Genomic DNA, 25,763 nt, shown 5'->3' with positions numbered 1-25,763 from the left:
GCTAGAGATTCTCCTCGAAAAACGCCGCCGTGCGGGCATCTGCCTGCTGCGCCAGGGCCTCGACCCGCGACGATCCGACGGCGCGGGCAAAGGCATGGTCGGCAGGATAGTCGTAAAGCGTCACGCGCGGGTGCTGGTCGAGCTCGGCATGGACCTTCGCCTGGGCCTCGGGTGGTACGAAATGGTCCTGCGAGGCGATGTGGAGCAGCAACGGCCGTGCAATGGCATGGGCCTCGCCCAGCTTGCCGTCGATGCCGACGCCATAATAGCCGACCGACGCATCGCTATCGGTGCGGGTCGCGCACAGGTAAGCGAGGAAGCCGCCCATACAGTAGCCGACGACACCGACCTTTTCGCAGCCCGCGTGGCGCAACGCCCGGATGCTGGCTTCGATGTCGGCGATACCCTTGTCGACGTCGAAGCCCTGGTACAGCCCGAACGCCTGCTGCATCTCATCCGGCACATCCGGGTCCAGCTCGATGCCTGGCCGCTGCCGCCAGAACAGATCCGGCGCGGCGGCGCGATAACCGGCGGCAGCCCAGCCATCGACCATCGATCGAATGCCCGGGTTGATACCGAAAATCTCCTGGATGACGATGATGCCGGCGCGGGATCCGGGCGCGCCCGCGGTATAGGCATTGAATGTCCCGGCGCCATCGAGGGCGGCGATCTCCAGCGTGTCGGCCACGGTTGTGCTCCTTGCGATTCTGCTGCCTCGGACGCTAAACTCCGTCCCAAAGGCTGCCAAGCGGCAACCCGAACAGGAAAAGGCCGCCGCCATGAAGGTCAGCTTCGACATCGAATGCACGCCGCAGGAGGCCCGGGCCTTTTTCGGCCTGCCCGACCTGACGCCGGTGCACGATCTTTACCTCGACAAGCTGAAGGCGACGATCACCGACGGCGTCACCCCAGCCGATTTCGAGAAGATGACGCGCGCCTGGATGCCCGGCATTGCCGATGGCTTCGAGCAGTGGCAGAAACTTTTCATCGCCGCGATTCCCAAACCGCCACAATGACTTGCCACCTGATTGCGGCGCCGTGAGCAGCACCGCCACCATCGTTGCCCTCGCATCGGGGCGACCACCCGCCGCCATCGCCGTGATTCGTGTTTCGGGCCCCTTGGCTTGGTCAGCTGGCGGGGCGTTGATCGGCGGTAATCTTCCAGAGCCTCGACGTTTGTCGCTGCGTCGGCTCACCGATCCGGCCGATGGCAGCATGCTCGACATGGCGATGGTCGCAGTGTTTCCCGGGCCGGCGACGGCGACAGGCGAGGATCTGGCGGAACTGCACCTGCACGGCGGTGCCGCGGTGATCGATGGCGTACTTGCTGCCCTGCTGGCCATGCCTGGCGTTCGCCTTGCCGAACCCGGCGAATTCACCCGCCGGGGTTTCCACAACAATCGGCTGGACCTGACGCAAGTCGAAGGCGTTGCCGATCTCATTGCAGCCGAAACCACGGCGCAACGAACCCAGGCCCTGGCGCTGACGGGCGGAGCACTCAGCCGCGCCGCCGACGCCTGGCGCAGCCGCTGTATCGATGTGCTGGCCGATGCCGAAGCTGCGCTCGATTTTGCCGAAGAAGAAGCCGATGTCGCCGAACGCTTGCAGATCGTCGCACAGGCAAGACTGCGCGATATGGTCGACGAGATAAGCGTGCTGGTCGCCGATGCATCTCGCGCAGCGCGTGTCCGCGACGGCCTGACAATCGCCGTGACAGGCCCGCCAAACGTTGGAAAGTCGAGCATCGTCAATGCTTTGGCAATGCGCGAAGCGGCTATCGTCTCACACCTTGCAGGCACGACCCGTGATCCGATCGAGGTCCCGCTCGATCTCGGTGGTGTGGCAGCAACATTGATCGACACGGCCGGCCTGCGCGAGACCGACGATTTCGTCGAAGCCGAGGGCATCCGGCGGGCACGCGCACGCGCCATTGCGGCCGACCTGGTGCTGCATATTTCAGATGGTACCTGCACCTTGGAGTCGAGTTCCGGGCTGCAGGTCGTCAACAAGGCGGATCTCGGGACAGTCGGGCTGCCCGGCGCGCTTCTCGTCTCGGCCGCGCGGGGCGACGGCATTGCAGACCTGCGGTCGCATTTGGTCGATTGGGCCCAATCGGCCGTTCGGCCAGGCGAGCCGGCGTTGCTGTCGCACGCCCGTCATCGCGAGGCCTTTGCGGCTGCAGGCCTGGCCCTGGCTGAGGCTGCCGAGGCGGACGACCCGGTGTTGCGGGCGGAGGGCCTGCGCCATGCCGCAGTCGCCTTTGGCAGTGTGGCCGGACGCATCGGCGTCGACGATATCCTCGACCGCATTTTCTCGCGCTTCTGCATCGGGAAATAGTAACGGCTCGGCTTGGCATAAGCCACGCATCACGGTTCCACGTGGAACATTCCGACAAGACGCGCTAAAGCCCGCTGGTATGGAATGCTATGATGTCCTCGTCATCGGCGCCGGCCATGCCGGTTGCGAGGCTGCCGCCGCTGCGGCGCGGATGGGCGCGCGCGTGGCGTTGCTGACATTGAACGCAAACGACCCGGGCATCTTGTCGTGCAACCCGGCAATCGGCGGCATCGGCAAGGGCCATCTCGTCCGCGAGATCGACGCCCTTGATGGGCTGATGGGGCAGGTCGCCGATTTGGCACGCCTGCAATCGCGCGTTCTCAATCGCTCGAAAGGCCCTGCCGTGCACGGCCCACGCGCGCAGGTCGATCGGCAACGCTATCGGGAGGCTATGGCCGCCAGCTTGGCAAGCCTACCCCGTCTGTCGATCCTGGTCACTGAGGCCCGTAACCTAGTTATCAAAGACGGCCGCGCGGTTGGTGTCGAGACCACGACAGGCCAAGTCAGAGCCCACGCCGTTGTCATGACCACGGGCACGTTCTTGGGCGGCGTCATGCATCTGGGGGACCAACGAACAAGTGGTGGCCGCGCCGATGCCGTCGCGTCATCACTCGGTGATGCCTTGCGAGTGCTCGGGCTACCTGTTGCACGGCTCAAGACAGGCACACCTGCACGCCTCGATGGCCGCACAATCGACTGGGCGCGCGTCGAGTGGCAGCACGGCGATGACGCTGCTGTGCAACTCGGGACGGGGGATTTCGCCTCAACGCCGTCATTGCCTTGTGCGGTCACGCGAACTAACAGCCGCACGCATCGGGTTATCTCCGACAATCTTACAAAATCGGCGCTTTATGGTGGCCATATTGAATCACAAGGCCCGCGCTATTGTCCGTCGATCGAAGACAAGGTGGTCAGGTTCGGTGATCGTGACGGACATCAGATCTTTCTGGAGCCGGAAGGCTATCGCGACGTCACAATCTATCCAAATGGCTTGTCGACATCCTTGCCCGCCGATGTGCAAGCCGAGTTCATAGCCACCATTGCAGGCCTTGAGCGTGCCCAAATCCTGCGCCCGGGCTATGCGATCGAGTATGACCATGTCGACCCACGTGCATTGGCGCCCACATTGGCGGTCAACGCGATCCCCGGGCTTTATCTGGCCGGACAGATCAATGGCACAACCGGTTACGAAGAGGCCGCGGCCCAGGGCTTGATTGCCGGTTCCAATGCCGCCGCGAGCGCACTAGGCATGCCGGCACTCATTGTTGACCGGGCTGCCGCCTATATCGGCGTGATGATCGACGACCTGACCACGCATGGCGTGTCTGAACCTTACCGCATGTTCACCTCGCGTGCCGAGTATCGGCTGCGGCTGCGGACCGATAACGCCGCCGAGCGGCTGACGCCCTTGGGCATTTCGGCTGGACTGGTATCGAGGGAACGTCAGCTGCGCTTCGACGCCGCTTCCACGCTGCAGAATAGGGCGCGGAGCCTGCTTGCCAGTTGTAAGGCCTCGCCCAGCGTGATGGCTGCGGCGGGTGTAGAAGCCAGGCAAGACGGCGTGGTGCGATCGGCATTTGAATGGCTACGCTTTCCGGCTGTCGATCATGAGGTCGCCGTCCGGGTTTGGCCAGAGCTGGCCGAGATCGGCGAGTCGTGCTGGGCGTCGCTTGTCGTCGATGCGAACTATGCGCGCTACTTGAAACGACAAGACCAGGATGTCGCGAGCTTCCGACGCGATGAGAGTGTCGCGATCGTCAGCAACATTGACTACGACGAAGTGCCAGGTCTCAGTCACGAGATGGCCGAGCGCCTTGGCGCGGCGCGCCCGGCTACACTCGGCGCCGCCAGCCGAGTGCCTGGCGTGACGCCCGCCGCTCTGGTTGCACTGTTGCCGTTCACGCGGCGGGCTGCATGATCGATGCGCGGGCGGCCTTTGCATCGCAGTTCGATGTTCCACGTGAAACACTGGATCTTTTCGACACTTATGCGGATCTGCTGACGGAATGGCAGACGCGCTTCAATCTGGTCGGGCCAAGCACGTTGCCAGTGCTCTGGAGTAGGCACTTTGCCGACTCGGCACAGTTGCTGCAGCTTGCCGGACCCGGGAAATCATGGCTCGATGTAGGCGCTGGCGCAGGCTTTCCGGGACTCGTAATCGCCCTGCTCGACCCGACTGCGCGTGTGACTCTGGTGGAATCAATTGCCAAGAAGTGCCGGTTTCTCACCGAGGTTGTGCAGCATGCCGGGCTCGAGCAGCGGGTGATGATCGAAAACCGTCGCATCGAAAGCCTGCCCAGTTCCAAATTCGACGTCATAACGGCGCGCGCCTTGGCAGGTCTGAGCCAGTTATTCGAATGGTGCCTGCCCTACGCCGGGTCAGGTTCGCGGTGGATCTTGCCCAAGGGTGTCCGGGTGCATGATGAAGTTGCGCTTGCCTTGCGTGGCTTTGCGTTTGAACATGCGCTGGTTCCCAGCCTCACCGATGCCGACGCCCGCATCGTCGTCGCCACAGGAGTGAAGCGCCGATGATCATCGCTGTTGCCAACCAAAAGGGCGGCGTCGGCAAGACGACAACGGCAATCAATCTGGCAACGGCTTTGGCCGCCGCCGGACAGAGCGTGCTCGTGGTTGACATCGACCCCCAAGGCAACGCTTCAACGGGCTTCGGCATCGATCGCCGATCGCGCAGCGCGTCGACCTATGAAGTGCTGCTTGGCCAGATCGCCGCCGAAGAAGCGGTCCTGCCTACCCGCATCCCGGGGCTCTCGATCATGCCGTCTACACCGGCACTTTCGGGTGCCGAAATCGAGCTCGTCGACATCGATCGTCGCAGTCATCGCTTGGCGGATGCGCTTGGCAGCCTCGGCCCTTATGATCAGATCCTGATCGACTGCCCGCCATCCCTGGGTCTTCTTACCGTCAACGCTTTTGCAGCCGCCGATGTCGTCCTAGTGCCGCTGCAATGCGAATTCTTCGCGCTGGAGGGCCTCAGCCAGTTGCTGGGCACGATCGAGCGCGTGCGCGGCAATCTCAACCCCCGCCTGTCGCTGCTCGGCATCGTCCTGACCATGGTTGATCGCCGTAACCGGCTGACCGACCATGTCGCTGCCGATGTTCGCGCGGTGATGGGCGACAAGGTGTTCACCACGGTTATCCCGCGCAACGTCCGGCTCTCCGAGGCGCCGAGCCACGGCTTGCCGGCGTTGCTCTACGACAGTCGCTGTGCGGGCTCGGAAGCCTATGTCGCCCTGGCGCGTGAACTGCTCCAACGTACCAGACCTCTCGCCGAAATGGTTGCGTAAATGGCTGTAACGAAACGCCCTTCTGGATATGGCCGTGGACTTTCGAGTTTGCTTGAGGAGGCTCGCAGCATCGAAGGTGCCAATCCGGGCGGCGTCGCCCGGCTAGCAATCTCGGACATTGCAGCGAACCCGCTGCAACCGCGCCGGACGTTCATCCCCGAGGCGATGGACGAGCTTATCGCGTCGGTTCGCGCTCATGGCGTGCTGCAACCGATCCTCGTCCGCCCGGTCGCCGATGGCCGCTACGAGATCATCGCCGGTGAGCGCCGCTGGCGTGCTGCGCAAGCCGCCGGTCTGCACGAAATGCCGGCCGTGGTGCGCCCTCTCGACGATCGTGCCGCCTTCGAGATTGCGCTCATCGAGAATATCCAGCGCAGCGACCTCAATGCCATCGAGGAGGCCCGGGGCTATCGCCGGCTCATCGATGACTTCGGCCATACCCAGGCGGTGCTCGCTGGGATCGTCGGCAAGTCGCGGAGCCATGTCACCAACCTATTGAGATTGCTGGAACTTCCAGAGATGGTGCAGATGCTGGTCGAAGGTGGCCAGCTCGCCATGGGTCATGCCAGGGCGCTTGCGGGCTCACCAATGGCCGAGGCGCTGGCCAAGCGCGCTGTCGCCGAGGGCCTGTCGGTGCGGGCGGTGGAGCAACTCGCCTCTGCTCAGGCAAAGACCGGGCCCCGCTACGCGTCGTCGCCCGCCAGGGCCGCGGCCAACGATCCCAACATAGATGCACTGGAGGTGCAGATCGCCGAAGCGCTTGGCATGCCGGTCGCGTTGGCTGTTGCCGCCGGCGGCGGCAGCGGCAGCATCACGATCCGGTTCGCCAGCCTCGACCAGCTCGACTGGCTGTGCAGCAAGTTGAGCTAACGCCGACCCGCTGCGGCGCGCCGTGACAGCGTCAGGATCGCCGCGTCGGCGAGTGTCTCTCCGAGGCTGCCCGATGTCTTGATGGCACGTTCTGCCGCCAGGAGTGCAGCCAGCCCCTGCACCAGCGCTGGCGTCGACCAGAGCTGCAACTCGGCGGCGACCGCCTCTTTTTCCCTCCAGAATATCGGCGGCCGTGCGCCATCGACGGCGCTTTGGACACTTGCACCACCGTCGACCATGCCGCGCAGCCCGAGCAGCATCGTCAGCCGGCGCTCGAGGGCACGCAGCACTATGATTCCTGCGCCCGGTAAACGGCCGAGCAGATCGACCGCCTGGGCAGGGCGGCCACCGGTCACCGCGGCGACGAGAGCATATTGGTCACCGTCGCCAGCTCCGACGCCGATGGCGGCAATGTCAGCGATTTCGGCGGGTTTCGGCCGGTCGACGGCGCTGTCGAGATAAAGGCTGAGCTTTTCAAGCTCGCGGCGAATGATCATGCGGTCGCCGCTACCCGCCTCGAACAGCGCGACTGCAGCCTCACGGCTGGGCCGCAGGCCGAACTCCGCGCCGATTTCAGTGGCGAGTCGCAAGGCGTCACGCAGCGAGGGCTCATAGCTGACCAGCGCCGCGACGCCGGCGGTCCTCTCGGCCCAGGCGACGAGCTTCGAGCCCTTCTTGAGCGCGCCGGCAGTCGCGACAACGGGGTTGCCGGCCGGCGCCGCGAACAGCGCTACCAACGCGTCCAGCCCATCCTCGGTCAATCCGTCGACACGCACCAGCGTGCGATCGCCAAACATCGACATGGCCCCTGCAGCGGCAGATAGCGCCTGCGGATCCTTGGCCAGCGTGGCACCATCCACGGTCTCGACGGCCATCGGATTAGTCGGGTCGGCGAACTGGCGCGCCAGCTGATTGGCAAAGTCACGCGATGCCGCCTCGTCCTGGCCATACAGAAGGACAAGCCGCACATCGTTCGACCAGCGGCGAACCAGCCCCTGGATACGGACCGTGTCAGCCTTCACTTGGCGGCAGCAAGGCCCGCGGTGGGCGCCGCGGTCCGGGCGTAGAGCGCCAGCCGCGCCGCGATCTGGCGGGCAATTTCCGTGGAAAGACGTTCCAGCGCCGTCGTCTCGGCGGCGACGACGGCAAAATTGGAGCTGACCCGGTCGATACCGGCGTCCGAACCCGCCGTGGCATCGACGACGACGGTGTTGGTGCTCGCCTCGACAAGGCGATAACGGGCCCGCAGGGTGCGGCGCTCGCGCGCTACCGAGTTATCGCCGCGGACGCCGAAGCCGACGATCTGGTCGTCGAGCTCGACTTCGAGGCGGTATCGCGCCACCTCGGTCGGCTGGCCCAGTCGGTCGAGCAGTGCTTCGCGGACGAGGAACCCGGCGCGATCGGGAATCGGTGCTATGGCAACCTGCGCCGCCAGCACGGCCGGCGCGCTGGCGCTGCCACCCGAATAGACGGGTGACAGGCCGCAGCCAGCCAGCGACAGGGCCAGCGCCAGAAAAGCGGCGTTACGCAACAAGATTCACCAGCCGGTCGGGCACGACGATCACTTTCTTCGGTGCCCGGCCTTCCAACGCCCGAATGACCTTGTCGCGGCCCAGCACCTCGGCCTCCACCATGGCACGATCGGCGCCGCGGGCGAATTCGAAACTGTCCTTCAACTTGCCGTTGACCTGGATGGCGATCGTCACCGTGTCGTCGACGAGCAACGATGGGTCGGCAACCGGCCAGGGCGCATCGACGATCAGCCCGGGCTGCCCGAGCAACGCCCAGGCCTCCTCGGCGAGATGCGGCACCATCGGGGCGCACAGGCACAGCAACGTCGTCACGGCTTCGCTGCGGGTCGGCGACGCCGGCGCGCGTTCGATGGTGCTGACCAGCTCGTACAGGCGGGCAATGGCCTTGTTGAACTGCAGCTTGTCGATGTCGGCGGTAATCGCGGCGATGGTCTTGTGCAGCGCTCGCGCCAGCCTGGGATCGGCGTCGAGCACGCCGGCCGGCGCTTCGGCAACATCCTCGGCAAGCCGCCAGACGCGCTGGACGAAACGCCAGGCACCGTCGATCCCGGCATCCGACCAGGCGAGGTCGCGTTCGGGTGGCGAATCGGACAGCACGAACCAACGGACGGCATCGGCACCATAGGTTTCGAGATAGGCGTCGGGGTCGATGACGTTCTTCTTCGACTTCGACATCTTGATGACGCGACCGACCTCGACCGGTGCACCGTCGACCTTCAGGACGGCACCCGACCCCGAGCGATCGACCTCATCAGGGCTGAAATACAGCGGCGCATGGCCCTCGCCCTGCGGGCGCGAATAAGTCTCGTGCGTGACCATGCCTTGGGTGAACAGGCCGGCGAATGGCTCGGTGACGTTCAGCCGGCCGATATGCGCCAGCGCCCGCGTCCAGAACCGCGCATAGAGCAGATGCAGGATGGCATGCTCGACGCCGCCGATATACTGGCCGACCGGCAGCCATTGTTCGGCCACCGCCGGATCGAACGGTCGATCGTCGGGCGAACTGGCGAAGCGGATGAAATACCAGGACGAATCGACGAAGGTGTCGAGCGTGTCGGTCTCTCGCCGGGCACCCTTGCCGCAAGTCGGGCAGTCGACCTGGCGCCAGGTCGGGTGACGATCGAGCGGGTTGCCGGGGGTGTCGAAGCTGACGTCTTCGGGAAGGACGACGGGCAGCTGCGCCTTGGGCACCGGTACGACGCCGCAATCATCGCAATGAATGATCGGGATCGGCGTGCCCCAATAGCGCTGGCGCGAGACGCCCCAGTCGCGCAGCCGCCACACGGTGGTGCCGGTGCCCCAGCCCTCGGCCTCCGCGCGGGCGATGACGGCGGCCTTGCCGGCTTCGACGTCCATGCCGTCGAGGAATTGCGAATGCACGAGCACGCCGGGGCCCGTATACGCCTCGTCCTGAACCGGCGTTTCGGCCTCGCCTTCCGGCGCGACGACGCGGGTGACCGGCAGCTGGTACTTGCGGGCGAAATCGAGGTCGCGCTGGTCGTGCGCCGGGCAGCCGAAGATGGCACCGGTGCCATAATCCATCAGAACGAAGTTGGCGACGAACACTGGCAGCCTGATCGCCGGATCGAGCGGATGGATGACACTCAGACCGGTGTCATAGCCCTTCTTCTCCTGCCCTTCGATATCGGCGGTGGCGGTGCCGCCGGCACGGCAATCGGCGATGAAGGCGGCGAGACCCGGGTTGCTCTCGGCAAGGGCCGTGCTGATCGGATGGTCGGGGGCAAGCGCGGCAAAGCTGGCCCCGAACATCGTGTCGGGCCGCGTGGTGAACACGTCGAACTTCGTATCGCCGCCATCGACCTGGAAGGTGAAGCGCATGCCCTGCGACTTGCCGATCCAGTTCTCCTGCATCAGCCGGACCTTTTCGGGCCAGTTCTCGAGCGTCCCCAGCCCGTCGAGCAGATCCTCGGCGAAATCGGTGATCTTGAGGAACCATTGGCTCAACCGGCGCCGCTCGACGATGGCACCGGAGCGCCAGCCGCGACCGTCGATGACCTGTTCATTGGCCAGCACGGTCATGTCGACCGGATCCCAATTGACGGCCGATTCCTTGCGATAAACGAGGCCGGCGGCGAGCAGGTCGAGAAAAAGCGCCTGCTCCTGCCCGTAGTATTCGGGCTCGCAGGTGGCGAGCTCGCGGCTCCAGTCGAGCGCGAAGCCCAGCCGCTTCAGCTGCGAACGCATCGCCGCGATGTTGGCGCGGGTCCAGCCGCCGGGATGCACGCCGCGTTCCATGGCGGCATTTTCGGCCGGCATGCCGAAGGCGTCCCAACCCATCGGGTGCAGGACCTCGAAACCCTGGGCCCTCCGCGTGCGGGCAATGACGTCGCCCATGGTATAGTTGCGGACATGGCCGGTGTGGATGCGCCCGGATGGATACGGAAACATCTCCAGCACATAGGTCTTGGGCTTGGGCGAAGCGTCATCGGCGGCAAAGCTTTGCGCCTTGTCCCATGCCGCCTGCCAGCGCGCTTCGGCACGCTCGTGATCGAATTTGGTCGCCATGGCGGCGTGCGTCAGCCGTCGTACTGGGCGCGGCGCAGGTCGCGGGCGCGGCTGAGGATGGTTTCCTCCAGCTTTTGCACGGTTCCGGCGCGCACCGGCGCGTCGATCCAGCCGCTGCCCGCAAGAGTCTGGCGGATCGCAGTGACCTTGATCGCATCGGCACGCAATTCGGTGTCGAGGATCGCCACCGTGACCTTCACCCGTTCATTGGCGCTCTGCGGTGTCGAATACCAGTCGGTGATGATCACCCCGCCGTTGGAATCGACCTGGGCCAGCGGCATGAAACCGATTGTGTCGAGCGAGGCGCGCCACAGATAGGCATTGACGCCGATCGTCGTTACCCGGGCCGGGGCCTCGGTGGTGCGCGGCTTGTCCTTTTTGCCACAGGCCGCAAGCGGGGCCACCAGCACCAATCCGATCATCAACATTCCGACGCGCCGCATCGACGACCCTTTTCAAACCAATCCGTGGCAGGGCTTATAGGCGCGGCGAGGCGATTGCGCCAAGTCTTACGGGTCGGTGACGATCGATCACCGAAAAACGCTGGAAATGGCGAAAACTGTGCATATCTGACCACAGTGGCATGCAATTATTCTGCCGGCAGACTGACGGAGGAACATAGGGGTCTGTGCGGCATTGCAAGCCACTGATAGGAACGAGGCCATGATTCGCGCAGCCGATTCGTCGGGGCCATACGCCCCCATCGCTGCACCTGCCGCCACCAGGGCGTTGCCGGGCCTGGGCGCTCGCGCGCTCATCGTTCTTCTGGCGACCATGCTGGCGGCGCCGACGCTGGCGGCCCAGTCGACCGGCAAGTCGGTCGGCAAGCCGGAAAAACGGCGCTTCAGCTTCGAGACGCCGCTGACGCCGTTCCAGCCGCCGGTTACCGACGTGTCGCGGTTCAGCTTCACGGCGTCCGGCACCAGCGCTGCGACCGCGCGGATGCAGACGGTCGAGCGGGCGTTCCGCTTCACACCATCGGGCCAGAGCGACAATCGCAAGGCGCTTTCGCTTGGCGTGGCAACCCGTGTCGCGGCGGCAAGTTCGGATCATTCGCGCGCTGCACCGACGGCGGACGCGATCGCGGCGCTGCCGACGGCATATAGCGTCGACGTCTCGCTCGCCTGGAAGGGTTTTGCCGTCAACAGCGGCTACAGCGCCATCCAACCCAGTCCGACGGCATTGCTGTCCGGCGGCCGGCGCGAGGCCGTCGATGTCGGCGTCAGCTATCGCGGCGCCAACTGGAAGACGAGCCTGATGGGCACCGCCGAACAGGGCTCCATGCTGATGTTTGCACCGCTCGAGCGCCGTTACTCGGTCGAGCTTGGGGGTGCCTATCTGGTCCGTCCGCGCCTGTCGGTAACCGGCGGCGTCCGCTACAAGCTGGCGCCGGTGGCACCGTCGTTACTGGATCCGGATCGTGCCGACCAGTCGGTGTATCTCGGCACCAACATCGCATTCTAGGCATGATCGACACCGGATCTGCCGCCGACCGGCTGGCGGCGGTCCGCGACGCCGTGGGGCGTGTCGCGCGCACTGCCGGGCGCGACCCCGGCAGCATCGAACTGATCGCAGTCAGCAAGACCTGGGACGCCGACGCCATTCGTCCGCTGATCGCCGTGGGCCAGCGCAGCTTCGGTGAGAACCGGGTGCAGGAGGCTGAAGCAAAATGGCCCGGGCTGATGGCTGGCACTCCTGGCATCCGCCTGCATCTGGTCGGCCAACTGCAATCGAACAAGGCTGTCGAGGCCGTGGCGCTGTTCGACGTCATCCACTCCGTCGACCGTCTTTCGCTGGTCACGGCGCTGGGCAAGGCCGTCGCGGCGGCGGGCAAACGCCCGGACTGCTACCTGCAGGTCAATGTCGGGGCGGAGCCGCAAAAGGGCGGTTGTGCGATCGCCGACATCCCGCTGCTGCTGGACGCCGCACGCAAGGCCGGGTTGCCGGTCATCGGCCTCATGTGCGTTCCGCCGGCCGATATCGAGGCCGCGCCGTTCTTCGCCCTGCTGGCAAAGCTCGCTACCGACAATGGCCTGGCGGGGCTCAGCATGGGCATGTCGGGGGATTTCGAGACGGCGGTGCTGCTTGGGGCGACCGCGATCCGGGTAGGCAGCGCCTTGTTCGGCGCACGCTGATGCCCGCGCGGCTGTAAACCAAGCCCCAGCGCCTAGAACGTCCAGTCCGGCAACCGCAGGCGCGGGAAGCTGATCGTCGGCAGGTCGATACTGATCTTGTCGCCACGCAACGCGGATGCTGCCGAAGCGGGAACCGCATCGGGTCGCACCGTGACAGCTTCGGCAGGTGCCAGGGCGGTCGTCGTTTCCAGCGTGCCCAGGGCCGCATTGCCGATCTGCCAGCGATCCGCTGCCGACAGCCAGTTGGCGAGTGCCGCCGGGCGTGGCGATTGGCGCCGCAGGAGCGCAACCGCGCCGGCGATGTCGCCTCTTTCGAGCGCGGCACCGGCCTGGTCGACGATCGAATCGCTGGCCGGGCGGGACACGGCATCGGCGATGGTGGTTGTCAGCGCGTCCCACCAGCTCAAGCGTCCATCGGCCGCCGGACGGCCGCCGATCACGGGACGCAACGCACCAAAACTGCGCCGGAGCGACGCGATCGTTACCGGAGCCGCGCCAAGCGCGATGACCTGCTGCACCGCCTGCGGATAGCGCGCCTCGAATGATCGGCGCAGCACGGGATCGAGCGCACCCAACGGCCGCCCGCTGTCGATCGCACGACGGACCAGCACCAGGGTCAGCATGCCTTGGGCACGATCGGCGGCAGTGATCGCGGTCGTCGCTGCCACTTCGCCACGGGCGCGCTCTGCGGCCACCGTTGCCTGCAAGGCGGCCATGTCGGCAGCCAGCTTGTCGATGCGCTCGGCGTCACGCGCGATCTGGTCGGTGCTGGTTTCGATCTTGGCTTCGGTGCGCGCCAGCCGCTCCACCGGTGCCGCCGCCGAGGCGACCCCGGCGCGGGCTTCGAGCTGCGCCAGGCGCGCCTGCAAGGTGCTGACCTCGGCTTCTGCAACCGTGGCGGTCGGCAGGATCTCGGCCGCAAACGGCAGCTGTGACCGTATCGTCGATTCGAACAGCGGATTGGCGAGCATGCCGGCCACGAACACGAACAGCCCCCCGGCGATGACCCAGGGCAGGCTGCTGCGTGACCGCGCCTGTTGCGACGGCCGCGGGGCGCTCGACAACCGGGCACGCAGGCGCTCGGTGGCATCCAGGCTGGCGCGGTCGACTTCACCGCGATCGAAAGGCGCGTCCATTTGGTTCCTCTTGCCGGGCCTTATTGGCACGAGACGCCGGTGGCCGCCAGCAATGCCTCTTCATTCGGCGCCGCTGCCGCCACGGCGATGCGCCAACCTGGCCCGGCGGCAGTCAGGACTTCGGGACTGATGGCGGCAATCGACAGCCCATCCCGCGCCTTCCCGATTCGGTCGCATTCGGCACCGAAATGCCCGGCGGTGCGACTGCTGTAGAGCAGCACCCAGTCGACCGCCGGCACGGCCGGCAGCGGCTGCAGAACGGCCCGATAGACAATCGCCGTGGTGACATGCAGGCCCGGCGGCAAGGTGACCGGTGTCCGGTCCTCGCCGGCGAGATGGAGAACCTGGCCCATGCCCGTTGCCGCCAGTTGATCGACAAGGGCTTGGACATCACCCTCGGCAGTCCGCACATCGTGCCAGCCCGAAGCCTGTGCCGCCGCTGCCGTCGCACTGCCGACGGTGAAGCACGGCAGGCCCTGCAGTTTGGCATCGGCGCCGGAAAGCCGGGCAGCCGCCGCGCTGGTCAGCATGACAGCATCGTGAGGGCCATCCGGCGGTGTCCATGGCACCGCCTCGATGGCGAGCAGGGGCGTGAGCACGACATCATGGCCCGCATGGCGCAAACGCGCTGCCGTCGCCTCGCCGCCGGGACTGGGCCGGGTGACGAGAAACTTCACTGCGGTCAGGCGCCGGGCGGATCGAACAGCGCGCGCAAGGCCGGGCCTGCGTCGTCGAGCATGTCGGCGGCGAGCGCCGCGACCAGCGCCGGCGCCTCGGCGCTGCTCGCTTCAAAGCTGCCTTCCTCGATCTCGGTGCCGTCCTCGGTCATGATCTCGGCGCGGAACGTCACCCGACCGTCGGCAACGACCGCCAGCGCCGCCACCGGGCTGTGGCAGGTGCCGCCCAGAGCTGCAAGGAAGCCGCGCTCCAGGTCCACCGCTTCATGGGTGGCGGCGTCGTCGATGGCGGCGAGCAACGCCAGGCTGGCCTCGTCACCAAGGCGCGCCGTGATGCCGACCGCCCCCTGGGCGCTGGCCGGCAGCATCGTGTCGATGGGCACCGTCACGCCGACGGCGACGCCGAGCCGGTCGAGCCCGGCGGCCGCCAGCAATGTCGCATCGATGACGCCGCTTTCGACCTTGGCCATGCGCGTCGCGACATTGCCGCGCAGCATCTCGATCTTCAGGTCGGGCCGCATGCCGAGCAGCTGCGCCGCCCGCCGCGGACTCGAGGTGCCGACCCGCGCGCCCTGCTGCAGCGCATCGATGCTGTCGGCGCCGAGCAGCCGTTCGCGCACATCTGCGCGCGGCAGCATCGCGACCAGCGCGATGCCGTCGCGAAGCTGGGTCTCGACGTCCTTCATCGAATGCACGGCGCAATCGATGCGGCCATCGATCAGCGCCGCGTCCAGCTCCTTGGTCCACAGTGCCTTGCCGCCGATCTCGGCAAGCGGCCGGTCCTGGACACGATCGCCGGTCGTCGAGATCACGACGATCTCGGCAACATCGGGCGCCCAGCCGTGCGCCGCGGACAGCGCCGCCGCCGTCATGCGAGCCTGCGCCAATGCAAGGGGCGATCCCCGGGTACCGAGCTTGAAGGTCTTCATGGTTGCGCTTGTGAAATGCGGCACGGGTGTTGGCAAGATGCCGCACGACGTGGCGCCCGAACTTGCCCCATGGTCCGCGATGCTCTAGCGGCAGCGCACCATGGGCAGAATCGCAACCGTCAGCCGCTCCACCAAGGAAACGGCGATCGAGGTGACCGTCAATCTCGACGGCACCGGTGATTATCGTGTCACCACCGGGATCGGCTTTCTCGACCACATGCTCGAACAGCTGTCGCGCCACTCGCTGATCGACATCACTTTGTCGGCCAAGGGTGACCTGCACATCGATGCCCATCACACCACCGAAGACAGCGGCATCGCACTCGGTGAGGCGGTGGCCAAGGCGCTCGGCGATCGCCGTGGCATAACCCGCTATGGCGATGCGCTGATTCCGATGGACGAGACTCTGACCCGGGTGGCGCTCGACATCTCCGGCCGCCCCTATCTGGTGTGGAAAACGGCGTTCAGCCAGCCGCGACTGGGCGAGATGGACACCGAACTGTTCAAGGAATGGTTCGCCGCCTTTGCCGGATCGGCGGGCATCACCCTGCACATCGAAACGCTGTACGGCGTCAACAATCACCATATCGTCGAAAGCTGCTTCAAGGGCGTGGCGCGGGCGTTGCGCGCGGCCGTGGCGATCGAACCGCGCAAGGCCGACAGCGTGCCCTCGACCAAGGGCACTCTTGGTGGTGCGCCCCTGACCGATGTCTGATCGCGTCGCCGTCGTCGACTATGGCGCAGGGAATCTTCGGTCGGCGGCGCGGGCGCTGGCTGCTGCGGGTGCCGCAAATGTCGATGTCACCGCCGATCCCGCGCGTATTGCCAGCGCCGATCGTATCGTGCTGCCCGGCGTCGGCGCCTTTGCCCAGTGCATCAACGCGCTGCGGGGCGCCACCGGCATCGAGGCGGCGCTGTCGGATGCCGTGCGACGTCGCCAGGTGCCGTTTCTCGGCATCTGCGTCGGCATGCAGTTGCTGGCGACCGAGGGGCACGAGCACGGCATCCACCAGGGGCTGGGCTGGCTGCCGGGCACGGTGACACGTCTGCAGCCCGACGATTCGGACTTGAAGATCCCGCACATGGGCTGGAACCATGTCACGGCGGTCAATGACAGCGGCATGGCGCAAGGCGACGCCTATTTCGTGCACAGTTATCGCTTCGACCCCGACGATGCCGCCGATGTCCGTGCCACCAGCGACCATGGCGGCGTGTTTCCGGCGATCGTTGCCCGCGGCAACATCACCGGCGTGCAGTTCCACCCGGAAAAGAGCCAGACCTATGGCCTGGCGTTCCTGAAAGCCTGGCTAACTGCATGATCGTCTTTCCCGCCATCGACCTGAAGGGTGGCCAGTGCGTGCGCCTGGCAGAGGGCGATATGGATCGCGCCACCGTCTATAACGAGGATCCCGGCGCCCAGGCCCGGGCCTTTGCCGATGCCGGCGCTACCGCGCTCCACGTCGTCGATCTCGATGGTGCCTTTGCCGGTGAAAGCCGCAATGCCGCCGGTGTCGCAGCGGCGCTGGCGGCGTTCCCGGGCCGGGTCCAGGTCGGCGGCGGTATCCGGACCCGCGCCAATGTCGAGGCGTGGTTCGAACTCGGCGTCTGGCGGGCAGTGATGGGCACGGCGGCGCTGGAAAATCCGGCGCTGGTGCGCGATGTTGCCCGCGCCCATCCCGACCGCATCGTCGTTGCGGTCGATGCCCGCGACGGCATGGTGGCGACGCGCGGCTGGGCGGAACGCTCGACCGTATCGGTGGCGGAGCTGGCGGCGCGCTTCGCCGATGCCGGCGTTGCGGCGCTGTTGTTTACCGATGTTGGGCGCGACGGGATGCTGAAGGGGGTCAACCTCGAGGCGACGATCGCGCTGGCGGCGGTCAGCCCGGTGCCTGTGATCGCTTCGGGTGGCGTCGCCGGCATGGCTGACATTGCCGCGCTGGTCGGCCAGCCGAACATCGAGGGCGTCATCACCGGCCGCGCGCTCTATGATGGCCGACTCGATCTGCGCGAAGCTCTGGCTGCTGCGGCATGAGTCTCGCGGTCAGGGTCATCCCTTGCCTCGATGTCGCCGGAGGGCGTGTCGTCAAGGGCGTCAATTTCGTCGCGCTGCGCGATGCCGGCGACCCCGTCGAAGCGGCGCGCGCCTATGATGCCGCCGGCGCCGACGAGCTGACCTTTCTCGACATCACCGCGGCGCATGAGGATCGCGGCACGTTGCTGCACATCGTCGAGGCCACGGCCGATGCCTGTTTCATGCCGCTGACCGTCGGCGGTGGCGTCCGCAGCGTCGAGGATGCCCGGGCGCTGCTGCTGGCAGGCGCCGACAAGGTGGCGGTGAATTCGGCGGCAGTCGCCCGACCGGCGCTGATCGGCGAACTGGCGATGCGCTTTGGTGACCAGTGCGTCGTCGTGGCGGTCGATGCCAAGGCCGTCGGCGACGGACGATGGGAGATCTTCACGCATGGCGGCCGCCGCGAAACCGGCATCGATGCGGTGGAGTATGCGATCGAGGCCGCACGGCTCGGCGCCGGCGAAATCCTGCTGACCAGCATGGATCGCGACGGCACCCGCAGCGGCTATGACCTAGCGCTGACCCGGGCGATCGCCGACGCGGTGCCGGTGCCGGTGGTGGCCAGCGGCGGAGTCGGCAGCGTCGCCGATCTTGTCAGCGGTGTCACGCAAGGGCATGCCAGTGCCGTGCTTGCCGCCTCGATCTTTCACTTTGGCCAGGCATCGGTCGCCGATGCCAAGGATGCGCTGTCGGCCGCCGGCATCCCGGTGCGGCGATGAGCGAGGACAGGTTCGACCGGCTGATTGCCCGCATCGCCGCCAATCGCGACGCCGACCCCGCAACATCCTATGTCGCCAAGCTGACCGGCAAGGGTCGCGCCAAGATTGCCCAGAAGCTCGGCGAGGAAGCTGTCGAGACGGTGATTGCCGCGATGGGGGACAACAGCACCGCGATCGTTGGCGAGGCCGCTGACCTGATATTTCACCTGGCGTTGCTCCTCGTCGACGCGGGGCTCGACTTTGACGACATCCGCGCCGAGCTCGAGCGCCGGGAAGGCGTTTCCGGGCTGGTCGAAAAGGCTTCGCGCCAAGACTGAGCGCAGCGGCTGTTGAACGGGCGCCCGGCCTGAGCGTTTGGACCTCGACACCGTTTCGAGGGTCCCAAGAATGCCACCAGCCTGGCCCGAGCGGCTCTGGATCGTCCGCCACGGCCAGAGCGCCGGCAATGTCGCCGCCGATCTCGCCGAAGCCGCCAACGCGTCGCGGATCGCGCTCGACATGCGTGATGCCGATGTACCGCTCAGCACACTTGGCATGACCCAGGCGGCAGCGCTGGGCAGCTGGTTCGGCGGCCTCGCGTCCCCACCTGAAGTGGTGCTGGTCTCGCCGTTCCTGCGGGCCCGCCAGACCGCCGAAGCCATAGCAGGCAGCATCGACGCCTGCCACCTTGCCAGTGACGAGCGCCTTCGTGAGCGCGAATTCGGCATCCTCGATCGCCTGACCCGCTCCGGCGTTGCGGCTCTGCATCCCGATCAGGCGGCAGCGCTGACGATGCTGGGGAAATTCTATCATCGCCCACCCGGCGGCGAGAGCTGGACCGATGTCATCCTGCGGCTGCGCGCGTTGCTCGACACCGTCGGCCTCCACCATAGTGGCCAGCGCATCGTCATCGTCGCCCATCAGGTCGTCGTGCTGTGCTTGCGCTATATTCTCGAATCGCTCGACGAGGCGGCCATTCTCGCCGTCGATCGTGCCGGCGACGTCGCCAATTGCAGCGTCACCGAATATGACTTCATGGTCCATGCCGACGGGCGCAGCCGGCCTCGCTTGCTGCGGTACAACGAGGTGCCGGCCGCAGCGCCGGTAACAACCGCCGCCGACAAGCCGGTGGCCGCCGGATGAGCGATCCCGTCCTGATCGATCGCACGCTGCTGCGCACGCTGCCGCTGCCGGCGCACGACGGGGAAGTCGACAAGGACGCGCGCGGCCGCGCGCTCATCGTCGGTGGCTGCCGCGAGATGCCTGGCGCGCTGCTGCTTTCGGGTGTCGCTGCCCTGCGCGCCGGCGCCGGCAAGCTGCAGTTGGCGACCGCGGCACGTATAGCCCAGGCGCTAGCCATGGCCATTCCAGAGACCTTTGTCATCGGCTTGGCGGAAGACGATGTTGGAGCCGTTGCAGCTTCGGCGGGCGCAGTGCTGGCTGAACGCGTGGCGCATTGCGATGCGCTGCTGATCGGGCCGGGCCTTGCTGCCGGCGATGCTGCAGCGGCCCTTGCCGTCAACCTGCTCAAAGGCGCCGACGCGGTCGCCGTCATTCTCGATGCCGCTCCGTTGGCCGGGATTGCGCGAGTCGAGGCCCGGCTGCAGACCCTGACGCAGCCGGCGATCCTGACGCCGCATGCCGGCGAAATGGCCAGCATGATGGCGATCGACCGTGCCGAGGTGCTCGCCGATCCGATTGCCATGGCCACGCGTGCCGCCCGCCGCTTCAACGCCATCATCGTTCTAAAGGGCAGCACCACCATTGTCGCCGCACCCGACGGCCGACTGTTTCATTATCACGGTGGTGGCGTCGGCCTCGCGACTTCGGGCTCCGGCGACACTTTGGCAGGACTGGCGACAGGCTTTGCCGCCCGTGGCGCCGAGCCTTTGTCGGCGGCGGTATGGGCGGTCTTTGTGCATGGCGAGGCCGGACGGCGTCTCGGCCGCCGCATCGGCCGGGTCGGTTTCCTGGCACGCGAAATCCTGGACGAGGTGCCCGGCGTCATCGGCGCCATCGAAGCCTAGAATGGTTTGACGATCACCAGGATGACGACGGCGATCGTCACCAGCGACGGTATCTCGTTGACCAGCCGCAGTGTTTTTTCCGCGTAGGGGCGGTTCCCCCTGGCAAAAGCCTTGGCGGCGCCGATCATCCAGCCGTGAAAGCCCGACAGGCCAAGGACAAACAGTAACTTCAGCCACAGCCAGAGCGGCCAGCCGAGGTGGAAGCCCAGCGCGAGGCCGAGGACCCAGACGATGGTGACGCCGGGGTTGAGGATGATGCGTTTCAACCGGTTGCAGCGGTCGGCCCAGAGCCCGTTCTCCGACGCATCGGCGGGCAACGGGTGCCAGTAGACGAGGAAGCGCGGCAGCATGAACATGCCCGCCATCCAGAAGATGACGAAGATGACGTGGATGGCCTTGACCCACAGATAGGCGTTGCCCAGCCAGCCGATGGCGAAATCCATCAGAACGGCTTGCGCAGCATCGCCATCAACTGCTCGACATGGGCGATCGGCGCATCAGGCAGGATGCCATGCCCCAGGTTGAAGACATGCGGTCGGGAATCGAAGGCAGCCCGGATGCGATTGACCGCCGTCGTCAACGCCTCGCCGCCCGAGATCAACGCCAGCGGATCAAGGTTGCCCTGCACCGGCATGCCCGGCGGCAGCATCGCATCGGCCCAGGCCGGATCGATGGTTTCGTCAAGGCCGACCGCATCGACGCCGGTTTCGGCGGCATAAGCGGCGAGCTTGGCACCGGCACCCTTGGGAAAGCCGATGATCGGCACATCGCCGTGGCGCACCATCAACCGGCCGACGATGTCGGCCGTCGGCGCGATCACCCAGCGTTCGAACTGCGCCGGCGACAGGGTGCCGGCCCAGCTGTCGAACAGCTGGACGGCCTGGGCACCGGCCTCGATCTGGCCGGACAGATAGTCGACGGTGACGGCAATGATCTTGTCGATCAGCGCCTGAAAGCCTTGCGGATCGGTATAGGCCAGCCGCCGGGTTTCGGCCTGGTCCTTGCTGCCATGTCCGGCGACCATATAGGTGGCAACGGTCCAGGGACTGCCGGCAAAACCGAGCATCGTGGTCTGGGGGCCAAGCTGGGCCTTCACCTTGGCGACGGTGTCGTATATTCGGGCCAGATATTCGGGCTTGGCGACCAGCGCATCGAAGCGGGCGTCCGACAGCGGCGGCGTCAGCTGCGGCCCTTCGCCGGGACCAAAGGTCAGGCCCTGGCCGATGGCGTGCGGCACGATCAGGATATCGGAAAACAGGATCGCGCCGTCCATGCCGAACCGGCGGATTGGTTGAAGGGTGATCTCGGCCGCCGCATCGCTGTCATAGACGAGCTGGAGAAAGCCGCCCTTTTCGGCCCGCAGTGCGCGGTATTCGGGCAGGTAGCGGCCCGCCTGGCGCATCAGCCAGACCGGCGGGGGATCGCGGCGCTCGCCTTTCAGCACAGCCAGCAGCGGCGGATCGGCAATCGTCTTGGGCGTGATCATGGGATTGTCTTTCACGGGCCGGGCACGGCGGGTCAAGGGTGTTCGAAACGGCGCGGCAACCACGCATCAAAACAGTTTAATCGAATCTTGATGACGGTGTTTGATGGGCCTGTGGATAGCGTTGATGCATTGTCTCCCGGGAACCATCCACAGTTCAAGCCGCTGGCAATCCGGTGACTCGGCGCGAGTCGCTCGACTTGTCCCCGTTATCCACAGGACCGCCTGTGGAGTCTTCAACCTGCGGACGGAATCACGGCGGCGGTCGTGAAAGTCGGCGAGATTGCCCAAAATCCCGCTTGCCCGCCGATACCGCCCGGGCTTAACCCCGATAGCCCATGTTTATCCCCAGTTCTGACCCCAGACAATTTTGGTCGCGACCGCCGGTAGCGTCGCAATGAGCGGCGATCGCGCCAAGCTTCACCTGCATCTCGTCAGCGATTCGACGGGAGAAACCCTTGAATCGATTGCCAAGGCCGGGCTGGCCCGCTTCGAAGGCGTCGAGGCGATCAAGCATTTCTGGCCGATGGTACGGTCGGAGGGGCATCTCGATCGGGTCATCGAGGAAATCACCCGCAAGCCCGGCCTCATCATCTACACGCTGGTCGACGGCGGCGTCCGCGAGCGGCTCGAGCAGCGTTGCACGAGCCTCGGGCTGCCGATCGTCTCGCCGCTCGATCCGACGATCGGCGCGCTGTCTGAACTGCTCGGCCAGGTCGCGACCCGGCGTCCGGGTCGCCAGCATGTCATGGATGCCGCCTATTTCCAGCGCGTCGATGCCATCAACTACACGATGGTCCATGATGATGGTGCCGGACACGACGACTGGGAGGAAGCCGACATCGTCCTCGCCGGCGTGTCGCGAACCTCGAAGACGCCGACCTCGATCTATCTCGCCAATCGCGGCTACAAGACCGCCAATATTCCGATCGTGCCGCAATCGCCGCCGCCGGGGCTGCTGTTCGGGCTGAAGAGTCCGCTGGTCGTCGGCCTGACCACCGCCCCCGATCGGCTGGTCGCCATCCGGCGCAATCGCCTTCTAACGCTGGGCCAGGCGCCCGACACCGATTATGTCGATCTCGGCGGCATCGAATCCGAACTCGCCTATGCCCGGCGGCTGTTCGCCGACCACGATATCCCGGTCATCGACGTGACCCGGCGATCGATCGAGGAAACCGCCGCAGCCATCATCAACCTGGTTCAGGCGCGTGCCGACAGGGCCAGCGACACCAAGGCCGCCGCCATCGGGTCCGATCCGAATTGATCATCCTGGCCAGCCAGAGTGCCGCGCGCCGGGCGATGCTGGCGGCGGCCGGCGTCGCGCACCAGGCCATGCCGGCGCATGTCGATGAAGAGGGTGTGACCGCTGCGCTTGAAGCGGAAGCGGCATCGCCGGAACGCATTGCCGACGCACTGGCGGAGTTGAAGGCGATCAAGATCTCGCGGACCCATCCGGGCATGCTGGTGCTCGGTGCCGACAGCGTCGCGGTTGCTGCCGATGGTATCCTGCTTGCGAAGCCGGAGACGCGGCCGCGCGCTGAAGCGCAGTTGCGTCAGCTCGCGGGCACGACGCACCGCCTGATCTCGGCGGCTGTCGTCGCAGAGAACGGCATCGCCGTGTGGCGCGCCGGCGGCGCCGCGCGGTTGACGATGCGGCCATTGTCGGATGCCTTCATTACCGATTATCTCGACAAGGAAGGCGACGCCGTGCTCGGCTGCGTCGGCTGTTACCGGATTGAAGGGCTGGGGGCGCAATTGTTCACGCGGGTCGACGGCGACCAGTTCACCATTCGCGGCCTGCCGTTGCTAGCGCTGCTCGATTACCTGCGCGTCCGCGGGGTGCTCGCGGCATGAACGCGAAGCCATCGGCGCCGCGCCTCAATCTCGGCGAAACACCCTATGCCGAGGTCATTGGCGACCCGATCTACCAGTCGAAATCGCCGGTCATCCATAATTTCTGGCTGCACAAGGCCGGCGTTCTCGGCGAATATCGGGCCACAAGGGTGCGCGCCGACGGCCTCGCCCGCTATCTTGCCGAACGCCGCGACGACCCGGCGTGGCGCGGCTGCAACGTCACCATCCCGCACAAGATCGCCGCGCTTCCGCTCGTCGATTCGGCATTGCGGACGGCGCAGAAGGTCGGCGCCACCAATTGCATCTACCGTTCCGGCAAGGGTCTGATCGGGGAGAACAGCGATGTCGAGGGGGTGCTGCACGGTATCGACGCCGCCTCGGGGCAGCGCGACGCCGGCGTCACCTGCCTGATCGGTGCCGGCGGCGCGGCGCGGGCGGCACTGCACGCGCTCGATATCGCCGGCATGCGCGAGCTGCGTATCATCGTGCGGCGGCCGGAACGTGCGCAGGACCTGCTCGACGGCTTTGGTCTCGCCGGCAGCATCCACCGGTTTCAGGACGCCGCGGCGGCATTGCGCGATGCCGACACGGTGATCAACGCCAGCCCGCTCGGCATGACCGGGCAACAGCGCATGCCAGCGGACGTGCTCGATGCCCTGCCCTTGACCGATGCCGCGGCATTGGTTTTCGACATGGTCTATGCGCCGCTCGAAACCCAGCTGCTCGCCGAGGCCGCGGGGCATGGCCGTCGCACCGTCGACGGGCTGACGATGCTGATCGGCCAGGCCGACCTGGCGTTCCAGCTTTTCTTCCAGGCACCGGCACCGCGGCAACATGATGCCGAACTGCGAGCATTGCTGACCGCATGATCATCATCGGCCTCACCGGCTCGATCGGCATGGGCAAGTCGACTGTGGCCGCGATGTTCCGGTCCCTCGGTGTGCCGGTGTTCGATGCCGATGCGGAGGTGCGCCGGGTGCAGGGCCCTGGCGGCCGCGCACTGGCGGCGATCGAAGCGGCTTTTCCGGGCACCACCCACGCCGGTGGGCTGCATCGCGAGCGGCTGGGCGCCCATGTCTTTGGCAATCATGCCGGTTTGAACCAGCTCGAATCGATCCTTCACCCCCTGGTCGCCGAAGCGCAGTCGACGTTCCTCGGGGCGCATCGCGGCAAGGACGCGGTCGTGCTCGATGTGCCGCTGCTGTTCGAAAAGGGTGGTTGGCGGCGCTGCCACCTGGCGATCGTGGTCAGCGCGCCGGCGCGGGTGCAGCGGGCGCGGGTGCTGGCGCGTCCGGGCATGACGCCGGCAAAGTTCGCTGCCATCCTCAAGACCCAGATGCCCGACCGTGAAAAGCGCCGGCGCGCCGATATCGTCATCGAGACCGGGCGCGGCCGGCGCCACACGCTGCTGGCGGTGCGCCGGATCGTCGCCGATCTGCGCCGGCGTTAGCGCGGCAGGCCCCGTCCGTCGCAGCGGGTCTTCTCATTGCCATTGCCACTCGCTACATCGCCGCCATGCGCGAAATCGTCTTCGATACCGAAACTACCGGCATCTTTCCGGGCGATGGTCATCGGATTGTCGAAATCGGCGCTGTCGAGATGATCGGCAAGGTCGTCACCGGCCGCACCTTTCACACCTACCTCGACCCCTGCCGGCCGATGCCCAAGGATGCCCAGGCGGTGCACGGCCTGTCGACCGCCTTTCTGACCGGCCAGCCGGTGTTCGAGATGGTCATCGACGATTTCCTGGCCTTCATCGGCGATGATCCGCTGATCGCCCATAACGCCGTGTTCGACATGGAATTCCTAAACTGGGAATTGAAGCGCGCCAACATGCCGGTCATCCCGCATGCCCGTGCCATCGACACGCTCGAGATCGCGCGGCGCAAGCATCCCGGCGGCAAGAATACCCTGGATGGCCTGTGCTCGCGCTATAATATCGACCTGTCGGCGCGCACCAAGCACGGCGCTTTGCTCGATGCCGAGCTCCTTGCCCAGGTTTATGTCGAATTGAGTGGCGGGCGTCAGATCGGATTTGATCTGGCATCGCAGGCGATCGTTGCCGAAGTCGTGGTCGAGCGGGTCGATTTCGTCGCTCGCGCCCATGCCGCAACCGCTGCCGAACTTGAACGCCACGGCCTATTTGTAGCCGGTCTCAAGGATCCACTCTGGCTGCATTGACG

Annotated in this window: 30 protein-coding genes; 20 read left to right on the top strand and 10 right to left on the bottom strand. The window is 66.2% G+C overall.

Features of this window, described 5'->3' with window-relative positions; all coding sequences use genetic code 11:
• Position 1 precedes the first annotated feature (1 nt).
• Positions 2–688, bottom strand: coding sequence for a dienelactone hydrolase family protein (locus tag ACP7AI_RS10560; RefSeq protein WP_426167095.1), 687 nt, complete (start codon positions 686–688; stop codon positions 2–4).
• Positions 689–779: 91 nt separating this feature from the next.
• Between ACP7AI_RS10560 and ACP7AI_RS10555 the strand changes: the two genes are divergently transcribed.
• The 6 genes from ACP7AI_RS10555 to ACP7AI_RS10530 all read left to right on the top strand — a co-directional run bounded on the left by ACP7AI_RS10555 (position 780) and on the right by ACP7AI_RS10530 (position 6,512).
• On the top strand, positions 780–1,016 hold the full coding sequence (locus ACP7AI_RS10555) for a DUF6489 family protein (protein ID WP_426167093.1): 237 nt from the start codon (positions 780–782) through the stop codon (positions 1,014–1,016).
• 22 nt (positions 1,017–1,038) lie between these two features.
• Positions 1,039–2,337: a tRNA uridine-5-carboxymethylaminomethyl(34) synthesis GTPase MnmE gene (mnmE, locus tag ACP7AI_RS10550; RefSeq protein WP_426167091.1), complete on the top strand. Its 1,299-nt coding sequence runs from the start codon at positions 1,039–1,041 to the stop codon at positions 2,335–2,337.
• A gap of 79 nt (positions 2,338–2,416) precedes the next feature.
• Entirely contained in the window at positions 2,417–4,255 is a 1,839-nt protein-coding gene (gene mnmG / locus ACP7AI_RS10545) for a tRNA uridine-5-carboxymethylaminomethyl(34) synthesis enzyme MnmG (RefSeq protein WP_426167089.1), read from the top strand.
• Positions 4,252–4,869 carry a 16S rRNA (guanine(527)-N(7))-methyltransferase RsmG gene (gene rsmG / locus ACP7AI_RS10540; RefSeq protein WP_426167087.1) on the top strand — a complete coding sequence of 206 codons (618 nt, stop codon included), beginning with the start codon at positions 4,252–4,254 and terminating at the stop codon, positions 4,867–4,869. Before mnmG ends, rsmG begins: the two co-directional genes overlap by 4 nt.
• Positions 4,866–5,642, top strand: a complete 777-nt coding sequence (locus tag ACP7AI_RS10535; RefSeq protein WP_426167085.1) for a ParA family protein — start codon at positions 4,866–4,868, stop codon at positions 5,640–5,642. The genes rsmG and ACP7AI_RS10535 overlap by 4 nt, the downstream gene beginning before the upstream one ends.
• The gene (locus tag ACP7AI_RS10530) at positions 5,643–6,512 is read left to right on the top strand and encodes a ParB/RepB/Spo0J family partition protein (protein WP_426167083.1); all 870 of its coding nucleotides are present in this window, start codon (positions 5,643–5,645) and stop codon (positions 6,510–6,512) included.
• Here the strand turns inward: ACP7AI_RS10530 and holA are convergent.
• Genes holA through ACP7AI_RS10510 form a run of 4 tightly spaced genes read right to left on the bottom strand, consistent with a single transcriptional unit; the run spans position 6,509 to position 10,998 of the window.
• Positions 6,509–7,480 (bottom strand): DNA polymerase III subunit delta, encoded by a 972-nt coding sequence (gene holA, locus ACP7AI_RS10525; RefSeq protein ID WP_426168304.1) that lies wholly within the window; start codon positions 7,478–7,480, stop codon positions 6,509–6,511. The genes ACP7AI_RS10530 and holA overlap by 4 nt on opposite strands.
• Positions 7,481–7,530: 50 nt before the next feature.
• Positions 7,531–8,046, bottom strand: a complete 516-nt coding sequence (lptE, locus tag ACP7AI_RS10520) for an LPS assembly lipoprotein LptE (RefSeq protein WP_426167081.1) — start codon at positions 8,044–8,046, stop codon at positions 7,531–7,533.
• Positions 8,036–10,570 (bottom strand): leucine--tRNA ligase, encoded by a 2,535-nt coding sequence (gene leuS, locus ACP7AI_RS10515; protein WP_426167079.1) that lies wholly within the window; start codon positions 10,568–10,570, stop codon positions 8,036–8,038. Before leuS ends, lptE begins: the two co-directional genes overlap by 11 nt.
• Positions 10,571–10,581: 11 nt before the next feature.
• Positions 10,582–10,998 carry a DUF3576 domain-containing protein gene (locus ACP7AI_RS10510; protein ID WP_426168302.1) on the bottom strand — a complete coding sequence of 139 codons (417 nt, stop codon included), beginning with the start codon at positions 10,996–10,998 and terminating at the stop codon, positions 10,582–10,584.
• 235 nt (positions 10,999–11,233) lie between these two features.
• On the opposite strand from ACP7AI_RS10510, the gene ACP7AI_RS10505 reads away from it, so the two are divergent.
• Both ACP7AI_RS10505 and ACP7AI_RS10500 read left to right on the top strand, forming a co-directional pair.
• Positions 11,234–12,034: a hypothetical protein gene (locus ACP7AI_RS10505; RefSeq protein WP_426167077.1), complete on the top strand. Its 801-nt coding sequence runs from the start codon at positions 11,234–11,236 to the stop codon at positions 12,032–12,034.
• A 2-nt stretch (positions 12,035–12,036) separates the two neighbouring features.
• On the top strand, positions 12,037–12,705 hold the full coding sequence (locus tag ACP7AI_RS10500) for a YggS family pyridoxal phosphate-dependent enzyme (RefSeq protein ID WP_426167075.1): 669 nt from the start codon (positions 12,037–12,039) through the stop codon (positions 12,703–12,705).
• A 32-nt stretch (positions 12,706–12,737) separates the two neighbouring features.
• Here the strand turns inward: ACP7AI_RS10500 and ACP7AI_RS10495 are convergent, their stop codons facing one another.
• From ACP7AI_RS10495 to hemC, 3 genes are read right to left on the bottom strand one after another with little or no spacing between them, the layout of a single operon-like run.
• Positions 12,738–13,841: a hypothetical protein gene (locus tag ACP7AI_RS10495; protein ID WP_426167073.1), complete on the bottom strand. Its 1,104-nt coding sequence runs from the start codon at positions 13,839–13,841 to the stop codon at positions 12,738–12,740.
• Positions 13,842–13,861: 20 nt separating this feature from the next.
• Positions 13,862–14,518 (bottom strand): uroporphyrinogen-III synthase, encoded by a 657-nt coding sequence (locus ACP7AI_RS10490; protein WP_426167071.1) that lies wholly within the window; start codon positions 14,516–14,518, stop codon positions 13,862–13,864.
• A 5-nt stretch (positions 14,519–14,523) separates the two neighbouring features.
• Positions 14,524–15,447: a hydroxymethylbilane synthase gene (gene hemC, locus ACP7AI_RS10485; protein WP_426167069.1), complete on the bottom strand. Its 924-nt coding sequence runs from the start codon at positions 15,445–15,447 to the stop codon at positions 14,524–14,526.
• A 100-nt stretch (positions 15,448–15,547) separates the two neighbouring features.
• On the opposite strand from hemC, the gene hisB reads away from it, so the two are divergent.
• From hisB to ACP7AI_RS10450, 7 genes are all read left to right on the top strand, one after another.
• A complete protein-coding gene (hisB, locus tag ACP7AI_RS10480) occupies positions 15,548–16,162 on the top strand; it encodes an imidazoleglycerol-phosphate dehydratase HisB (RefSeq protein ID WP_426167067.1) in 615 nt (204 codons plus the stop codon).
• The gene (hisH, locus tag ACP7AI_RS10475) at positions 16,155–16,766 is read left to right on the top strand and encodes an imidazole glycerol phosphate synthase subunit HisH (protein WP_426167065.1); all 612 of its coding nucleotides are present in this window, start codon (positions 16,155–16,157) and stop codon (positions 16,764–16,766) included. The genes hisB and hisH overlap by 8 nt, the downstream gene beginning before the upstream one ends.
• Positions 16,763–17,479: a 1-(5-phosphoribosyl)-5-[(5-phosphoribosylamino)methylideneamino]imidazole-4-carboxamide isomerase gene (gene hisA / locus ACP7AI_RS10470; RefSeq protein WP_426167063.1), complete on the top strand. Its 717-nt coding sequence runs from the start codon at positions 16,763–16,765 to the stop codon at positions 17,477–17,479. Before hisH ends, hisA begins: the two co-directional genes overlap by 4 nt.
• Positions 17,476–18,237 (top strand): imidazole glycerol phosphate synthase subunit HisF, encoded by a 762-nt coding sequence (hisF, locus tag ACP7AI_RS10465; protein ID WP_426167061.1) that lies wholly within the window; start codon positions 17,476–17,478, stop codon positions 18,235–18,237. The genes hisA and hisF overlap by 4 nt, the downstream gene beginning before the upstream one ends.
• Complete coding sequence (locus ACP7AI_RS10460; RefSeq protein WP_426167059.1) at positions 18,234–18,554, top strand: phosphoribosyl-ATP diphosphatase; 321 nt, start codon at positions 18,234–18,236, stop codon at positions 18,552–18,554. The genes hisF and ACP7AI_RS10460 overlap by 4 nt, the downstream gene beginning before the upstream one ends.
• A 70-nt stretch (positions 18,555–18,624) precedes the next feature.
• A complete protein-coding gene (locus ACP7AI_RS10455) occupies positions 18,625–19,359 on the top strand; it encodes a histidine phosphatase family protein (protein ID WP_426167057.1) in 735 nt (244 codons plus the stop codon).
• Positions 19,356–20,243 (top strand): NAD(P)H-hydrate dehydratase, encoded by an 888-nt coding sequence (locus ACP7AI_RS10450; protein ID WP_426167055.1) that lies wholly within the window; start codon positions 19,356–19,358, stop codon positions 20,241–20,243. Before ACP7AI_RS10455 ends, ACP7AI_RS10450 begins: the two co-directional genes overlap by 4 nt.
• Here the strand turns inward: ACP7AI_RS10450 and ACP7AI_RS10445 are convergent.
• Both ACP7AI_RS10445 and hemE read right to left on the bottom strand, forming a co-directional pair.
• Positions 20,240–20,686 carry a CopD family protein gene (locus tag ACP7AI_RS10445; RefSeq protein WP_426167053.1) on the bottom strand — a complete coding sequence of 149 codons (447 nt, stop codon included), beginning with the start codon at positions 20,684–20,686 and terminating at the stop codon, positions 20,240–20,242. The genes ACP7AI_RS10450 and ACP7AI_RS10445 overlap by 4 nt on opposite strands.
• Positions 20,686–21,729, bottom strand: coding sequence for a uroporphyrinogen decarboxylase (hemE, locus tag ACP7AI_RS10440; RefSeq protein ID WP_426167051.1), 1,044 nt, complete (start codon positions 21,727–21,729; stop codon positions 20,686–20,688). The genes ACP7AI_RS10445 and hemE overlap by 1 nt, the downstream gene beginning before the upstream one ends.
• A gap of 394 nt (positions 21,730–22,123) precedes the next feature.
• Here hemE and ACP7AI_RS10435 point away from each other — a divergent pair, with 394 nt between their 5' ends.
• The 5 genes from ACP7AI_RS10435 to dnaQ are packed head-to-tail and all read left to right on the top strand — an operon-like array spanning position 22,124 to position 25,761.
• Complete coding sequence (locus tag ACP7AI_RS10435; protein ID WP_426167049.1) at positions 22,124–22,990, top strand: pyruvate, water dikinase regulatory protein; 867 nt, start codon at positions 22,124–22,126, stop codon at positions 22,988–22,990.
• Positions 22,987–23,580 carry a Maf family protein gene (locus ACP7AI_RS10430; RefSeq protein ID WP_426167047.1) on the top strand — a complete coding sequence of 198 codons (594 nt, stop codon included), beginning with the start codon at positions 22,987–22,989 and terminating at the stop codon, positions 23,578–23,580. The genes ACP7AI_RS10435 and ACP7AI_RS10430 overlap by 4 nt, the downstream gene beginning before the upstream one ends.
• A complete protein-coding gene (locus tag ACP7AI_RS10425) occupies positions 23,577–24,449 on the top strand; it encodes a shikimate dehydrogenase family protein (RefSeq protein WP_426167045.1) in 873 nt (290 codons plus the stop codon). Before ACP7AI_RS10430 ends, ACP7AI_RS10425 begins: the two co-directional genes overlap by 4 nt.
• Positions 24,446–25,030 carry a dephospho-CoA kinase gene (gene coaE / locus ACP7AI_RS10420; RefSeq protein ID WP_426167043.1) on the top strand — a complete coding sequence of 195 codons (585 nt, stop codon included), beginning with the start codon at positions 24,446–24,448 and terminating at the stop codon, positions 25,028–25,030. The genes ACP7AI_RS10425 and coaE overlap by 4 nt, the downstream gene beginning before the upstream one ends.
• Positions 25,031–25,086: 56 nt before the next feature.
• Positions 25,087–25,761 carry a DNA polymerase III subunit epsilon gene (dnaQ, locus tag ACP7AI_RS10415; protein ID WP_426168300.1) on the top strand — a complete coding sequence of 225 codons (675 nt, stop codon included), beginning with the start codon at positions 25,087–25,089 and terminating at the stop codon, positions 25,759–25,761.
• Positions 25,762–25,763 lie beyond the last annotated feature (2 nt).

Origin of the sequence: Sandarakinorhabdus sp. DWP1-3-1 (assembly GCF_049896705.1) — a bacterium.
GTDB lineage: Bacteria > Pseudomonadota > Alphaproteobacteria > Sphingomonadales > Sphingomonadaceae > Sandarakinorhabdus.
The sequence above is the reverse complement of the archived record's forward strand: the minus strand, read 5'-3'. Positions and strand labels throughout refer to the sequence as shown.

Bases quoted from the DNA above. Each gene is read 5' to 3' on its own strand.
- ACP7AI_RS10555 (WP_426167093.1), top strand. From the start codon at position 780: ATGAAGGTCAGCTTCGACATCGAATGCACGCCGCAGGAGGCCCGGGCC.
- mnmG (WP_426167089.1), top strand. From the start codon at position 2,417: ATGGAATGCTATGATGTCCTCGTCATCGGCGCCGGCCATGCCGGTTGC.
- rsmG (WP_426167087.1), top strand. From the start codon at position 4,252: ATGATCGATGCGCGGGCGGCCTTTGCATCGCAGTTCGATGTTCCACGT.
- ACP7AI_RS10535 (WP_426167085.1), top strand. From the start codon at position 4,866: ATGATCATCGCTGTTGCCAACCAAAAGGGCGGCGTCGGCAAGACGACA.
- ACP7AI_RS10530 (WP_426167083.1), top strand. From the start codon at position 5,643: ATGGCTGTAACGAAACGCCCTTCTGGATATGGCCGTGGACTTTCGAGT.
- leuS (WP_426167079.1), bottom strand. From the start codon at position 10,570: ATGGCGACCAAATTCGATCACGAGCGTGCCGAAGCGCGCTGGCAGGCG.
- ACP7AI_RS10510 (WP_426168302.1), bottom strand. From the start codon at position 10,998: ATGTTGATGATCGGATTGGTGCTGGTGGCCCCGCTTGCGGCCTGTGGC.
- ACP7AI_RS10505 (WP_426167077.1), top strand. From the start codon at position 11,234: ATGATTCGCGCAGCCGATTCGTCGGGGCCATACGCCCCCATCGCTGCA.
- ACP7AI_RS10500 (WP_426167075.1), top strand. From the start codon at position 12,037: ATGATCGACACCGGATCTGCCGCCGACCGGCTGGCGGCGGTCCGCGAC.
- ACP7AI_RS10495 (WP_426167073.1), bottom strand. From the start codon at position 13,841: ATGGACGCGCCTTTCGATCGCGGTGAAGTCGACCGCGCCAGCCTGGAT.
- hemC (WP_426167069.1), bottom strand. From the start codon at position 15,447: ATGAAGACCTTCAAGCTCGGTACCCGGGGATCGCCCCTTGCATTGGCG.
- hisB (WP_426167067.1), top strand. From the start codon at position 15,548: ATGGGCAGAATCGCAACCGTCAGCCGCTCCACCAAGGAAACGGCGATC.
- hisH (WP_426167065.1), top strand. From the start codon at position 16,155: ATGTCTGATCGCGTCGCCGTCGTCGACTATGGCGCAGGGAATCTTCGG.
- hisA (WP_426167063.1), top strand. From the start codon at position 16,763: ATGATCGTCTTTCCCGCCATCGACCTGAAGGGTGGCCAGTGCGTGCGC.
- hisF (WP_426167061.1), top strand. From the start codon at position 17,476: ATGAGTCTCGCGGTCAGGGTCATCCCTTGCCTCGATGTCGCCGGAGGG.
- ACP7AI_RS10460 (WP_426167059.1), top strand. From the start codon at position 18,234: ATGAGCGAGGACAGGTTCGACCGGCTGATTGCCCGCATCGCCGCCAAT.
- ACP7AI_RS10455 (WP_426167057.1), top strand. From the start codon at position 18,625: ATGCCACCAGCCTGGCCCGAGCGGCTCTGGATCGTCCGCCACGGCCAG.
- ACP7AI_RS10450 (WP_426167055.1), top strand. From the start codon at position 19,356: ATGAGCGATCCCGTCCTGATCGATCGCACGCTGCTGCGCACGCTGCCG.
- ACP7AI_RS10445 (WP_426167053.1), bottom strand. From the start codon at position 20,686: ATGGATTTCGCCATCGGCTGGCTGGGCAACGCCTATCTGTGGGTCAAG.
- hemE (WP_426167051.1), bottom strand. From the start codon at position 21,729: ATGATCACGCCCAAGACGATTGCCGATCCGCCGCTGCTGGCTGTGCTG.
- ACP7AI_RS10435 (WP_426167049.1), top strand. From the start codon at position 22,124: ATGAGCGGCGATCGCGCCAAGCTTCACCTGCATCTCGTCAGCGATTCG.
- ACP7AI_RS10425 (WP_426167045.1), top strand. From the start codon at position 23,577: ATGAACGCGAAGCCATCGGCGCCGCGCCTCAATCTCGGCGAAACACCC.
- coaE (WP_426167043.1), top strand. From the start codon at position 24,446: ATGATCATCATCGGCCTCACCGGCTCGATCGGCATGGGCAAGTCGACT.